The sequence below is a fragment of the Pelomonas nitida genome, assembly GCF_043555975.1.
Classification (GTDB): domain Bacteria; phylum Pseudomonadota; class Gammaproteobacteria; order Burkholderiales; family Burkholderiaceae_C; genus Pelomonas; species Pelomonas nitida.
Genome location: NZ_JBIGIA010000005.1, coordinates 301,772 through 314,656 on the forward strand (window position 1 = coordinate 301,772; position 12,885 = coordinate 314,656).

Consider the following 12,885-nt stretch of genomic DNA (forward strand, 5'->3'; position numbering starts at 1 on the left):
CTTGAAGACGCTCCAATTCACGAAGTTCTATCCGCCGGTCTTCGGCGGCATCGAAACCGCCACCTACGAGCTGGCTGAGGGACTGATCGCACGCGGCGTGCCAACGGATGTCCTGTGCGCCAACACCGAACGCCGCGCGGTGCGTGACACCTACGGCCCGGTGCGCGTGTCGCGGGCAGCCTCGTACGCCAAGCTGTTGTCGACCTCGATGGCTCCGGGCCTGATCACGGAGCTGGCGCGCATGCGCGGACAGCACGACATCGTGCACGTCCACCTGCCCAACCCCATGGCCAATGTGGCGCTGCGACTCGTGCCGCCCAGGGCCCGCATCGTGCTGCACTGGCATAGCGACATCATCAACCAGGCCCGCGCGCTCAAGCTCTATGAGCCGCTCCAGCAATGGATGCTCAGGCGCGCCGACGCGATCATCGCGACCTCCCCGCCGTATGCGGCGCACTCCCCGTGGCTGCGCCCTTACAGCGACAAGGTGCATGTGGTGCCGCTCGGCATCCAGGCCGATCGCCTGCTGCATCCGCAGCAGGCGCTCAGCGACGCCCGCCGCGCGCTGCGCGCGCGTCACGGCGAGCGTCCACTGATCTTCTCGATCGGTCGCATGGCCACCTACAAGGGCTTCGACGTGCTGACCGAGGCGAGCCGCGAATTGCGACGCGGGGCGCTGGTCGTCGTCGGCGGAGGCGGGGAACTGCTGGACAGCCATCGCGAGCAGGTGCGCCACCTCGGGCTCGAGGGCCGCATCGTCTTCACCGGCCGCCTGTCGGACCTGGAAGTCGCCGCGTACATGGCCGAGGCGACAATGTTCTGCCTGCCCTCGACCAACCGCGCCGAAGCCTTCGGTATGGTACTGCTCGAGGCGATGGTGGCAGGGCTGCCCATCGTCAGCACGGACATCGCCGGCTCCGGCGTGCCGTGGGTCAACGCCCACGGTGAGAGCGGCCTGAACGTGCCGATACTGCAGCCCCGGGCCTTGGCCGACGCGATCAACCGACTGCTGGACGATCCGGTCCTGGCCCGCCAGTACGGGGACGCCGGGCGGCGCCGCTTCGAGACCCACTTCACCGCGGACCGCATGGTCGAGCAGACGCTGGCGGTCTATCGCCAAGTGCTGGGCCAACCCGGCTGAGCGGCGCCGCAGGGCGCCGCCTCAGCGTTCGCGACCGCGGTCCGCCGCATTCTCCGGCTTCATCAGGATCACGGGAACCTCGTCGGATTCGAAGACCTCTCGGTTGTCCTTCTCACCGAACGGCGGCGCATGATCGCCGGCAATGACCACGAAGGGCGTGGTCAGCGACGCGGCCAGGCGCTGTTCGAGGTCGTCGAGTACCTGTCCGAGCCGTTGCATGAGCTGGCACGCCGACGCCGGCGCGGCTGCGCGCGCGCAGGCCGCCTTGAGCTCCGGCGGCATCGGCTCGAGCGGCGCAGCCAGCGGCAGATGAGTATCGAGCGTCAAGGCATAGACCAGCCGGGATGGCTCTTGCGCCTCTTCGATCGCCCGGCTCAGGACGGCCCTGTCGCAGATGCCCGGAAACGCGTGATTGCAGTTCATCGGCAGCCCGGCCGCTGCCGGATCTTCCGGCCACTGCCAGGGCAAGAGGCCGATCCTCGGCCACCAGTCGCGCCTATCGAACATGCGCAGACCGAAACCATGTAAACCGATGCTGCGCACGCCCTTCGCGGCGAGCTGCCGGGGCAAACATCTCGAGGCGGCCTGTGCGTCTAGGCGCGAATAATGCGCCTGGAGCCCGCACAACGTGCGCAGCTCGCCAGAGGTAGTCGCGCCGGAGAAAGGTTCCCGCGCGGCTGTCACGCGCCAGCGCTGCGACATCCGCCGCGTGTCGATCCGTTCCGCCAGCCACTCGCGCAGGCCCGGGTCGCGCGGCAGGCCCATGGATTCGACCAGCACCAGTAACGAGGAGCCGCGGGGCTGAGCCTCGTGCCAAGCGCGTAGCGCATCATGAGCCACGGCGGGCACCATTGGCGCGGGCGCCCCAGCGACCACCGCGGCCTGGCGCTGCGCGCGCCACACGTTCCAGCTCGGGCTACCGGCGAAATTGGTATGGAGCAGGCGGCTGTCCTTCTCCATGCCGAAGAGGTGCAGCGAGCCGTTGAGCGCATCCAGGCCGATGCACAGCACCATGAAGCCGACCAGCGGCAGCCACAGTCGGCGCACACGCGACTGACGCAGCACTATCCAGGCGCAGACGGCCAGAACGGCGACCAGCGCTACGGGCGATGGCGTGACGAAGATCGACACGTTGAGCATGTCGACGAATCGGGCGGCATCCATGAAGTCCATCACCGACATGAAGTGATAGTTCTTGGATGCCAGCCGGATCGCGTCGGCCGCCCACGCCACCAGCAGCGCCACCCCTCCGACGATCGGCGAGAGACAGGCCAGCACGCCGGCCAGAAGTAGGTCCAGGTTGAACCATGGCCGCTCATCGGCCCGTGGCCCTTGGAAAACCGCGGCCAGCAGCCACGACGGCGCATGCAGCGCCACGACGGTAACGACGAAGCGGGCCGACAGTCCCAGTGGGCCGCCCATCAGTCCGGTCACGCCGATCGGCCGCCGCAACCCTCTGACTGAACGTGAGCTCATGGCGATGGAGCGTGTTGGGAAGAAGCGCCGCAGCGCAGTGACGACAAGGTATAGACGCCCCCGGCGCGACGCACCGCCTGCGCCCAGGCCGCGCAATTGTGGACGGGATGGGCCAGCACGGTCGCGCCGATCGGCGAGGCGGTCAACGCCGGCAGCCGGTCCAGCGGCAAGGTGAAGGCTGTCACGCCGATCCGAGACGCCTGGGTGGCCACGTGATCGATGCGCCGATGCGCGAGATACGCCGTCAGAATCGGCCCTGGCAGCGACGCCTGCTCCTGCCAGCGATTGAACAGCGCGAAGTCCCCGGGGCGATAAAGCTGGAACACGATGCGCTTCGCATCGGCGGTGCCGGTCACGCGATCGACGATGCGCTGGCCCACCGCCGCGAAATCCGTCTTGATGTCCAGCACCAGCCAGGCATCCGGCGGCACGGCCTCCAGCAGCGTATCCAGGGTGCAGCCGTCCTTGACGAGGTCGCCTTGCGGTCCCGGATCGTGCTGGCAGTGCAGTTCGCCCCCCTCGTCCACCAGATCGACTTCCAGCAGCCGGAACCCAGCCGCGTAGGCACGCCGCATCGCGCCCAGCGTGTTGGCGGTGGGACGCCCGGCGGCACCCAGCGCGTGGGCGATGCGCACCGGCCGTCCGGCGGCCCGGAGCCAGCCGTAGTCCTGAGCAGGCCGCAGTGGGGCGGCGCGGGACCAGTCCTCGTCGCCGCGAATCCGCGTCATCGTGTCCATCACCCGCTCACCCAGCCAGTTGCTGTCCAGCCGATGCAGCGCCACGCGTGCTGTCGGCCAGAAGGCCGCGGTCACCCCGACGGCCACGAGCAGGCCCGCCATCGCCAGCACCGCCAGCATCGCCCTGGCGATCCGACCGCGGATCGCGCTCATGCGGCGTCCTCGCGCCGTGTTGTGGGCGACGCGGACCGCGCCAACGTCGTCTGCGAACGCAACTCCAGGCCGAATGCCGCGATCAGCCCGCACACGATCGCGAACCACAGCGTTGCCAGACGGATCCCCACGGCGGCCAGCACGGCCACCGCGAGTCCGACGCCAGAGGTCGTCAGCAAGGCCACCAGCGCGGCCTCGGTCGACCCGATGCCACCGGGCAGCATCGACGCCGCGCCCGCCAGCATCGCCATCGGATACATCGCCAGCGCGTCGCCCCCCGTCAGCCCAGTCACGCCGAGCCGGCCCAGCAGGTGGGAGAACGCCAGCGCCGTCGCTCCCCAGGCCACCAGGCCCAGGCCCGCGCTGATCGCCAGGTCCACCGGCGTCAACCAGATCCGGCAGCCGAGGAAGGCCTCGCCCAGGACGGCGCACAGGCTCGCGGCACGCGGCAGATGACGCCGATCGAGCCAGGCGCGCATCCTGTCCATCAACGAAGGAAAGCGCGCCGGCAAGGTCACCACCACCAGACAAAGCACCACGAAAACCAGCGCCAGCGACATCAGGCGGGAGTCGCGGATGGACAGCGCGGCCAGGCCCAGCACGGCGATCAGATCGAACGCGCGTTCGAACACGAAGGCCGCGATCACGCGCGAGGCTGGCACACCCATCGGCTGGTGGTATCGGATCCGTATCAGCTCGCCGACCTTGCCGGGCGTGGCCGTGAAGGCGAAACCCGACAGGTAGGCGAGCCATCCGCGGCCGACCGGCGTGACATGGCCTGCGCGCGCCAGCAGCCAGCGCCAGCGGGCGAAACGTACGGCGTAAGTGACCAGCGAGACGGCCATCAGTACGGGCAGCACGCCGGCCAGCGCGATCAAGCCGTCGAAAACCTGCCGCCGCGCGTCGATCCAGACCAGCGCGCCGACGTACAGCGCGGTGAGAAGGAAGAAGCCCGCGAGGGCACGTTTCATGGCCATGGTGACGGCGTCAGCGGAAGGACAGGTGCTTGTGGCCGAGGTAGCTCGTGAACACGGGCACCACGACGCCGACCGCATGTGCGATCTCGTGCACGAAACGTGTCACACCCATCGCCGGCAACAAGAAGTGGGCCAGGCCAACGCTCACGGCCCAGGTCTGCACCACCGCCACGGCGTTGACCAGTACGAAGTACATCGCCGACTGGTGCAGCGACCGGCTACCGTCCTTGAACACGAACAGCCGGGCGAGGATGAACGCCATGGTCATGCCCACCAGGTAGGCCAGCACGATCGCGGCGGAATACCCCATCCACTGGCTGAACAGGATGCGCGAGCCGAAGTTGCCCCCCGCCGCTACCCCCCCGGTCAGCATAAAGATGAGGAACTGGCGGGAACCGAAGGCGGAGATCACGCCGTCGCGTCCCGTGCCATGTTGCGCCCGAACCCGATGCTCTCGGAAATGCCGCGATCCTCGGGGTAGTAGTACGAGGTGTCGGCCACCCACAGGCCCTGCACCGGCAGCTTGGCCGGCGGCAGACGATCCAGGTAGCCCGGATCGCAGATCGGCTGCGCGTAGCGATAGCGGCTGGCACGCATGTCGATGAAATCGTCGTCGGTCAGCGCGGGATTGATGCGTTTGAAGTAACGCCGGACCTTGTTCAGGAACACCTGGTTGTCCTCGGCGAACTTCGGATGCTCGCCCGGCATGTAGAACGGTACGTAGACGATGTGGTCCTTCATCGGACGCAAGTTCGAATACTCGACCACGCCCGGGATGTCCATCTCCGGGTCGTTGGTGTTGAGCCAGAACTTGTCGGTCACCGGCTTGCGCATCTTGGCGATGACGCACACCACGGCAATGTTCTTCAGGGTATCGAATTTCGCGCGGATGTCCGCCGGCAGGTCTGGCATCAGGCGGCTGACGTAAGGCAGCGGTACGGTGCTAATGACCTTGTCGAAGTGCTCGTCCCCGCTAGCCAGGCGCACGCCGCGCACGCGGGCGTCCTCGATTAGCACCTGCTGGACCGGCGTGCTCAGGCGGAACTCGCCGCCCCGCGCCTCGATCGCCGCCTTCATGCCTTGCAGCAGTGTCGAGGATCCGCCCTCCAAATAGCCCAGCTTTTCCTTGAACAGGTTGTAGCGCGAGCGCCCGATGCGGCGGATGCGACTCCAGATCCACGCTGCGGACAGCTTGTCGGTGTAGTCGTAGAACTTGAGTTCGAAGAGCTTGCGCCACAGCACCTCGTAGGCCTCGTTGCCCACGCCGCGCCGCAGCCAGCCGGTGGCCTCGAGGGGGTCCAGCGGCTTCCAGTCGTTGCGCTTGATGCACAGGAAGGCATGCAGGCCGGCGCGGATCTTGGCCGGCAGGCTCAGGCCCTTGAACGCCAGCAGCGCGAAAGGCGTGCCCCAGGGCTGCAACCGATTCTGGTACCAGTAGCCCATCTTCGTGGCCACCCAGCGCATGCGGTCGGCGAGGCCGAGCTCGTCCAGCATCTGAAGGAAAGCGGTGTCCGAGGTGCAGTGGAAATGGTAGTAGCGCTCGATGTCCAGGCCGCCGAAGTCCATCGTGGCGGTCATGCCGCCCACGCGGTCATCGGCCTCGAACACGACCGGCCGATGACCGTCCAGCGCCAATTGATAGGCCACCGCCAGCCCCATGGGGCCGGCGCCCAGCACGGCGATGCGTTGCTGCTGCGTCATGTCGTCTCTCAGAACTCGAGCACCACGCTGCTGTAGCGCGGGTCGTTGAAGGTTTCTTCCACGGCATCGCGGAAGGTCGTGCGCTTGACGCCGAAGATGCCGGGCCAGTCGATGACCTCGAACTCATCCTTGGCGCTGAGCGCGGCCAGTTGCTGCGTGGTGAACGGCGGGTTCTTGTCGAACAGGCCCCAGGTCCACAGCGCTGCGTAGAAGGCCGCATAGGGAATGCGCACGATGGGCGTGCGCGAGCGCGTGGCGCGTTTGATCTCGCGGATGATGTCGATGTAATCGACCTTCTCGTGGCCAGAGATGTTGTGGATCCCGTCCTTCACCCGACCTTCGATGCAACTGATGATCACGTTGCAGAAGTCGCCGGCGTACAGCGGCTGGCGCATGTATCGGCCGTGTCCGGGGATGGGGAAGAACGGCACCTTCTGCATGAAGCGCGACAACCAGCCCAGGTGCTTGCGGTCGAACCAGCCGAACATGAGCGTGGGGCGCAGGATCGGGCAGACAATGCCGCTCTCGATGACGAGCCGCTCCTGGTCCTTCTTGGTGTTGGTATAGAAGTCGTCGGCCACAGACTCGACCACCGAGGAGCTGATGTGCACCAGACGCTCGATGCCGTGACGGCGCAGCAGTTCAAGAATCAGCCGCGTGGAGTCCACGTTGTTGCGGACGAACTCCTGGTAGTCGTTGCCGCCGATCTGCGCCTGCAGCATGACCACGGCGCCCGCGCCCTCGAAATGGCGTTCCCAATCGCCGGGTCGCGAGACATCGGCCTGCACGACGGTGATGTCGGGCTGCACGCGCTGGAGCACGGCGACGTTGTTGGGGTGCTTGTCGATGACGACGATGTGGCGATACCCCGCATCCTTCAGGCGGGCGACGAGGTTCTGGCCGACCAGGCCGGCGCCGCCGGGCAGGACGATCTTGGTGTCTGGTGACAAGGTGGTGTGCGGCATGGAATCAGGGCGCGGAGGCCATCGGAAACGGGGAAGGCGCGGACGCCGCCGGCGGGGGGGTGGTCGAGGAGGTGGCGCCCGGATCACGAGCCTCGTGCCAGCGCACGGTGTAATCGGCAGCCCAGCCGCGGATCGGACTTTCGGACAAGCCCTCGCTGATGACGAACTGCGCGATGCGGCGCCCTGGCGGGAGCCCGCCGTCGTACAACGACTGGCGAAGCTCCCGCGCATTCTCGACCAGCGGACTCAGGGGCAGCGGCAGCGCCGCCATCCCCGGCACGAACCGGTAACTGCGGGTCTCGCCGCCGCAGGTACGGACGTCGATGTTCAGCCGACGGGTCTTGTAGAACAGCGAGGCCAGTCGGCCGGTCGCGGTAGGACGGAAATCGAAACTCGCCAGGGCCTGCGGACGATCGCATGACAGTGTGACGGGCTCGCCCAGTCGCGCGGCCTGGCTGCCTGTCTCCCGCGTGTCTCCGCAGTCGTCGTTCGTACGCGTCAGCGGCAGGAAGTCGCCCTGCATCGCGCCGGAGGGCCGGTAGCGGCGCGCCAGGCAGGTCCAGGCATTGCCTTCCTCGAGGACCGGCAGGCGGCCATCGAGCGCCTTGACGTCGATGAAGAGGTGATCTGGCGCCCACTCACCAGCGATGTGCGCGCGGTTGAGCGTCTGCAGACCCGGCGTGTAGGCGCTGTAGCTCTGGAAGACTGGACGCGGCGACCACGTCATGCCGTGCACCAGCACGCAGTTGATGTCGGTCGGATAGATGTCGACGTTGCCGGTCACGCGGGTCAGCGGACAAGCCGCAAGGATTTCGCGATGCACCTGGGCGACGGCTTCGCGCGTCGAATCGCCGCCGCTCAGCACGGCCAGCGTCAGCCCGATGCCATTCTGGACCCGTTCGGCCAGGCCGGACAGCGGGCTGGGCAAGCTGCCCAGGAACTGCCCCGTCGCCGCAGTGATGTAGGTGCCCCAGTAGCCCGGCGAACGCTTGACCGTCTGCCAGTCCAGCCCGCGCGACTGCGCGTGATCGCGGGCCGCGGCAATCATGTTCGGGATGCCGCGTCCGTCGCCGCTGTAAATCGGGGCGAGTGCGAGCGTCATCAGCAAGGCGGCGGCGAAGCCGAAGCGAGCCAGTCCCGGCAGCCGCGGCGCAGCTGGCACGGACAGCGGGAGCACGCACAGCAGCACCCACGGGAAGATCGAGTGCACGCCGCCATGCCGCACGACGGCGGCCTTGATCACCACGGCCAGCACCGCGGCCAGCGACAGCATCAGGTAGGCCTGCGTGGCGCGACCCGGCGCGCGGGGAACGAGCACACCCAGTACCAGCGCCGCCGTGACATACAGCAGCACCGTCTCGATCAACTGCAGGTTCACGCCGGCGACGCCGACGCCGATGTCCCACTCCATCGCGCTGGTGTAGCCCTTGATGATCTCGCCATCGAGCAGGTAGGCCGGCAGGTCGCCCAACGACTGGCCGCTGATCAGCCACATCGCCACGAGCGAGGCGGCGAATAGCAGCGCGCCCACGATCGCGGCGCGCGGGCGGCGCCTCGCCAAATAGTGCGCGCCGCTGAGCACCAGCAGCACAGCGCTCAGCGGGAGGAAGGACAGCTTGGCCAGCGTGAGCGCCGGCGCCAGCACGGCGGCGGCGATCAGCGGAGTAGGGCTGGCACGCGGGTCCGCGCCGATGCGCGCGGCCGCCAACGGGATCGCGCCGAGGAAGAGATAGAACAGCGCCTCGTTGCTCGGGCTGAGCAGGAACACAAGCGCGGCAACCCCGACGAAGCGGCGTCCCGTCCCGATACGCAGCAAGACGGCAAAGGTCGCCGCGATCGCCAGCGCCATTGCCAGGCCGGGCAGGAAACCCGGACCCGCATAGGCCGTCAACATGCCGGCCAGCGGCCCGTAGGTGAACAGCAGGTCGCGGCCGGGCACGGCACCCTGCGCCAGCGCCGCAGTCAGGCCGCTCATCCATGAGGAATCGAGCGAGGCATCGGGCAGATTGGGAAAGAAGTCGACGCTGAGCAGGATCAGCGTCAGGCCAATCCAATCGGCTAGGCACCATCGGCCCGTCGTCGCGGGCATCGAGGCGTAATCATGGTGTTGGCCCATGTTGTGTCATCCCTGGAGGTCAAAGGCGCCAGTGAGGCAGTGCCGCGATGCGGCGGTCCGCTGTTGCGGCGATCAGATGTTCATGCGATGGAAAACCGCGCGCGGCAGGTTCCGGATCACGGCCATGATCAGCACCCACTTTCCTGGCGTGTACAGCACAGGCTTACCCGCCTCGGTGGCGCTGACGATATCTCGCGCCACCGCCGCCACGTCCGCCAGCTTGGCGCCGTCCCGCTTGAGGTGGGCCGTCATCGGGGTATCGGTCGGCCCCGGCTTGACCAGCGTGACGCGGACCGGCGTCGCCGCCAGCCGGTGCTGCAATCCCTCGACGTAGCGCTCGACCAGGCCCTTGGCCGAACCGTAGACATAGTTGGATTTGCGGCCGCGGTCCCCGGCCACCGATCCAATCACCGCGAGCGCGCCGCGGCCTGCGCGTTGCATCTCACCGGCGATGGCCTCGGCGAACAGTACCGGTGACACGCCGTTGATGGATAACTCGCGCGCCGCCAGCGTGAGCTCGGCCTCGCAGGCTGGCTGATCGGGCAGATGTCCGTGCGCGACCAGTGCGATGTCGACAGGCCGCTCGGCCGCCGCCTCACGCACCAGCGCACCGATGGCGGCCGCGTCCTCGAAGTCCACGACGCGAGTCGAAGCCTCCACGCCCTGCCCCCGCACCCGCAGGTCCTGCGCGATGGTCTCCAACCGGCGCTCGTCGCGGCCGACCAACACGAGCCGCGCGCCGCCGCGTGTCGCCCATAGACGCGCACACTGATCGGCCATCGCCGAAGTCGCGCCAACGATCAGGATATGTTTCATCGTTTCCTTTTCACGCCCCCATCAGGCGCCGAGACATTTCGGACGACAGGCCAGGGTCCCGGTAGGCTTGGAACTCGGACAGCCGCGGATACCCAGCCTCGAACAAGGCGCGCGGCATGCGGCTGTCCTTGGCCAGATACAGACGCCCGCCGCACTCAGCCACGACGGCATCGAGCCGCTCGAACAGATGTGCCAGTTCCGACCCGGTGTTGGCAAAGTCCAGCGCCAGCGTCACCCCCGGCCGCGGGAAGCTGAGCATGCCAGGCGCCTCACGATCTCCGAAGGTCTTGAGTACCGCGAGGAAGGACCCGCGGCCCGAACAGCCGATCTCGGCCAGCATCGCCTGCACACCAGTAGCACCGTACTCGGGCGGCAGCACGCACTGATACTGATGGAAGCCGCGTGGCCCGTAGATGCGGTTCCAGTCCTGCAGGTTGTCCAGCGGGTAGAAGAACGGCTCGTAATGCGCCGTCGCCACGCCCGCCCGCCAACACCCCATTTGGAAATAGGCGGCGTTGAATGCGCGCAGGCTCAGCGGATTCACCAGCGACATCGGCGGCGTGAAAGGCACGCGGCGGGTACGGACCTTGGGCGAGGGGCCGCAGGCCAGCGGCGAGTGGTTGCCGCGCATGAAGAGGCCGCGCGCATGGCCGCTGTCCAGACCGCCCGACAGGCAATCGATCCACGACACGGTGTACTCCCAGTCCGCCTCGGACTGCCGGCTCAGCTCGAAGAATTCCGCCAGCGTGCCGTAGGGCATCGACTCCGTGACCAGCCAGGGACCGGGCACGGGGCGCAGCTGCAACTCAGCCTGCACGATGAGACCGGTCAGGCCGATGCCGCCGACGGTGGCGGCGAACCAGTCAGCGCGCAGGTCCGGACCGCACTCGATCAGGGTGCCATCCACGCGCTGCAGGACCAGCCGGCGCACATGGTCGCCGAACGTTCCGACCGCGTGATGGTTCTTGCCGTGCACGTCGTTGGCGATCGCGCCGCCGACGGTGACGAGCTGAGTGCCGGGGCTGGCGGCCAGCATCCAACCGCGCGGCACGCACAGGCGCTGGATGTCGCGAAGCAGCACGCCGGCCTCGCAGGTGAGCCGGCCACTGGCCGCGTCGAGGTCGATGAAGCGATCCAGGCCGCGCGTGGCCCACAATAGTCCGCCTCCATTGAGCGCGACATCCCCGTAGCTGCGGCCCATGCCGTGGGCGATTCCGCCCGGGCGATGCGCGATATGGCGCCTCAAGGCGAAGCGGTCGCTCAGCGGCACGACCTCATGTTCCGCGTCGCTCAGCCGGCCCCAGCCGCTGACCTTCACCACCACGCGAGCGCCCCCAAGGCCAGCACCGCAGCCACGCAGGCGCCCGCCACCAGCGAGGTCCGATCCTTGACGGCGAAGACCAGCGGGTCGTCGTGCATACGGCCGCGGTGGGCCTGCATCCACATCCAGTGGATCCAGAACAGCATGACCGGCACGGCCCCCCAGATGATCTCCGGATGACGGTAGAGCTTGGTGACGGCATCGCTGTTGAGGTACAGGGCTAGCACCAGCACCGACGCCTGTCCGGCGGTGATGCCCATCGTCTGGATCAGCGGCGCATCGCTGGTCAGGTAACCGCGCCCGTACAGCTTGGTCCGGCCGCTGGTGCGTTGCAGTTCAAGCTCGGCGTAGCGCTTCACGAAGGCGAGCGACAGGAACAGGAAGACCGAGAACGCCAACAGCCAGAAAGACAGAGCCAGACCCACGGCGGCGCCACCGGCCAGCACGCGCAAGGTGTACAAGATGGCGAGCGTCAGACAATCCACGAGGATCAGGCGCTTGAGCAACCAGGAGTACCAGCAGGTCAGGACAAAGTAGACCGACAACCAGCATAGGAAGGCCGTGTCCACGATGCTGGCCAGCCCGAGGCTGGCCACCAGCAACACCGGCGCCAGCGCCACGCCTGTCCAGACCGGGAGCGCGCCAGAAGCGAATGGACGGGCCCGCTTGCGCGGGTGCAGCCGGTCACTCTGCAGGTCAAGCAGGTCGTTGGCCAGATAGACCGAAGAGGCGCACAGGCTGAAAGCGATGAAGGCGATCGCCAGCGTGCCCCAGGCCTGCGCGTTTCCGAGCTGATGCGCCGCCAGCAGCGGCATGAACAGCAGCAGGTTCTTCAGCCATTGATGCAGCCGCAGCGCGCGGCGCCAGACAGAGAAGCCGGCGGCCGGCGCCTCGAAGACCTGCGCCACGGTGAAGCGAGCACGGGCGGCGGCGACGAGCGCAGCGGACGCGTTGACGACGACCGCCTCCCGGGCGCGCTCCCAGACCTCCAGGTCTGGCGTCGCATTGCCGGCGTAGTCGAAGCTTTTCGGTCCGAAACGCGCTTCGAGCGCGTCGGCCTTGTTGCCGCCGGCCAGATTGACCGTGCCATCGGTGGCGATGACCTCGTCGAACAGTTGCAGATGCGCGGCGATCGCCTCGGCGATCGAACGGTCCGTCGCCGTGCACAGCACCAGCCGCCGGCCAGCCGCGCGTTGGTCCCGCAACCAGGCGATCAAAGGCTCGTTGTAGGGCAGCGTCTCGACATTGAGCTCTGTCAGGGACGAGATCCTGCGCTTCATGTGAGCCTTGCCGCGGGCCAGCCAGCCCGGAATCCACAGCGTGCTCGCCGGCTTGTCCCGCAGCAATTGGAGCGCGGACTCATGCAGGGTGTCGGTGTTCAGTAGCGTGCCGTCAAGATCGACCACCAGCGGGTACGGATGCGAAGTCAAATTTCCCTCAATAGCTCGTGTCTGCTCCCTAGGAGCGGGGCGCATTGTCGTT

General features: G+C 67.6%; 11 protein-coding genes. 1 reads left to right on the forward strand and 10 read right to left on the reverse strand.

Going from position 1 to position 12,885, the window contains the following annotated elements; all coding sequences use genetic code 11:
• Window position 1 precedes the first annotated feature (1 nt).
• Window positions 2-1,141: a glycosyltransferase gene (locus ACG00X_RS08790; protein WP_394487735.1), complete on the forward strand. Its 1,140-nt coding sequence runs from the start codon at window positions 2-4 to the stop codon at window positions 1,139-1,141.
• Window positions 1,142-1,162: 21 nt separating this feature from the next.
• On the opposite strand, the gene ACG00X_RS08795 is transcribed toward ACG00X_RS08790, so the two are convergent.
• The 10 genes from ACG00X_RS08795 to ACG00X_RS08840 all read right to left on the reverse strand — a co-directional run bounded on the left by ACG00X_RS08795 (window position 1,163) and on the right by ACG00X_RS08840 (window position 12,878).
• Window positions 1,163-2,617, reverse strand: coding sequence for an alkaline phosphatase family protein (locus tag ACG00X_RS08795; protein ID WP_394487736.1), 1,455 nt, complete (start codon window positions 2,615-2,617; stop codon window positions 1,163-1,165).
• Entirely contained in the window at window positions 2,614-3,507 is an 894-nt protein-coding gene (locus ACG00X_RS08800; RefSeq protein WP_394487737.1) for a hypothetical protein, read from the reverse strand. Before ACG00X_RS08800 ends, ACG00X_RS08795 begins: the two co-directional genes overlap by 4 nt.
• Window positions 3,504-4,478, reverse strand: a complete 975-nt coding sequence (locus ACG00X_RS08805) for a lysylphosphatidylglycerol synthase transmembrane domain-containing protein (RefSeq protein WP_394487739.1) — start codon at window positions 4,476-4,478, stop codon at window positions 3,504-3,506. Before ACG00X_RS08805 ends, ACG00X_RS08800 begins: the two co-directional genes overlap by 4 nt.
• A gap of 16 nt (window positions 4,479-4,494) precedes the next feature.
• Window positions 4,495-4,896 carry a GtrA family protein gene (locus ACG00X_RS08810; protein WP_394487740.1) on the reverse strand — a complete coding sequence of 134 codons (402 nt, stop codon included), beginning with the start codon at window positions 4,894-4,896 and terminating at the stop codon, window positions 4,495-4,497.
• The gene (locus ACG00X_RS08815) at window positions 4,893-6,185 is read right to left on the reverse strand and encodes an NAD(P)/FAD-dependent oxidoreductase (protein ID WP_394487741.1); all 1,293 of its coding nucleotides are present in this window, start codon (window positions 6,183-6,185) and stop codon (window positions 4,893-4,895) included. Before ACG00X_RS08815 ends, ACG00X_RS08810 begins: the two co-directional genes overlap by 4 nt.
• 8 nt (window positions 6,186-6,193) lie before the next feature.
• Window positions 6,194-7,150 (reverse strand): NAD-dependent epimerase/dehydratase family protein, encoded by a 957-nt coding sequence (locus ACG00X_RS08820; protein WP_394487742.1) that lies wholly within the window; start codon window positions 7,148-7,150, stop codon window positions 6,194-6,196.
• A 4-nt stretch (window positions 7,151-7,154) separates the two neighbouring features.
• The gene (locus ACG00X_RS08825; RefSeq protein WP_394487743.1) at window positions 7,155-9,266 is read right to left on the reverse strand and encodes a DUF2339 domain-containing protein; all 2,112 of its coding nucleotides are present in this window, start codon (window positions 9,264-9,266) and stop codon (window positions 7,155-7,157) included.
• A gap of 72 nt (window positions 9,267-9,338) precedes the next feature.
• A complete protein-coding gene (locus ACG00X_RS08830; protein WP_394487744.1) occupies window positions 9,339-10,082 on the reverse strand; it encodes an SDR family NAD(P)-dependent oxidoreductase in 744 nt (247 codons plus the stop codon).
• Between the two features lie 10 nt (window positions 10,083-10,092).
• Window positions 10,093-11,406, reverse strand: a complete 1,314-nt coding sequence (locus tag ACG00X_RS08835) for an FAD-binding oxidoreductase (protein WP_394487745.1) — start codon at window positions 11,404-11,406, stop codon at window positions 10,093-10,095.
• Entirely contained in the window at window positions 11,397-12,878 is a 1,482-nt protein-coding gene (locus tag ACG00X_RS08840; RefSeq protein ID WP_394487746.1) for a UbiA family prenyltransferase, read from the reverse strand. The genes ACG00X_RS08835 and ACG00X_RS08840 overlap by 10 nt, the downstream gene beginning before the upstream one ends.
• Window positions 12,879-12,885: the final 7 nt, after the last annotated feature.

Excerpts from the sequence above, each read along its gene's own strand:
- ACG00X_RS08840 (WP_394487746.1), bottom strand. The coding sequence starts at position 12,878 with ATGCGCCCCGCTCCTAGGGAGCAGACACGAGCTATTGAGGGAAATTTG.
- ACG00X_RS08800 (WP_394487737.1), bottom strand. The coding sequence starts at position 3,507 with ATGAGCGCGATCCGCGGTCGGATCGCCAGGGCGATGCTGGCGGTGCTG.
- ACG00X_RS08830 (WP_394487744.1), bottom strand. The coding sequence starts at position 10,082 with ATGAAACATATCCTGATCGTTGGCGCGACTTCGGCGATGGCCGATCAG.
- ACG00X_RS08795 (WP_394487736.1), bottom strand. The coding sequence starts at position 2,617 with ATGAGCTCACGTTCAGTCAGAGGGTTGCGGCGGCCGATCGGCGTGACC.
- ACG00X_RS08815 (WP_394487741.1), bottom strand. The coding sequence starts at position 6,185 with ATGACGCAGCAGCAACGCATCGCCGTGCTGGGCGCCGGCCCCATGGGG.
- ACG00X_RS08805 (WP_394487739.1), bottom strand. The coding sequence starts at position 4,478 with ATGAAACGTGCCCTCGCGGGCTTCTTCCTTCTCACCGCGCTGTACGTC.
- ACG00X_RS08820 (WP_394487742.1), bottom strand. The coding sequence starts at position 7,150 with ATGCCGCACACCACCTTGTCACCAGACACCAAGATCGTCCTGCCCGGC.
- ACG00X_RS08825 (WP_394487743.1), bottom strand. The coding sequence starts at position 9,266 with ATGGGCCAACACCATGATTACGCCTCGATGCCCGCGACGACGGGCCGA.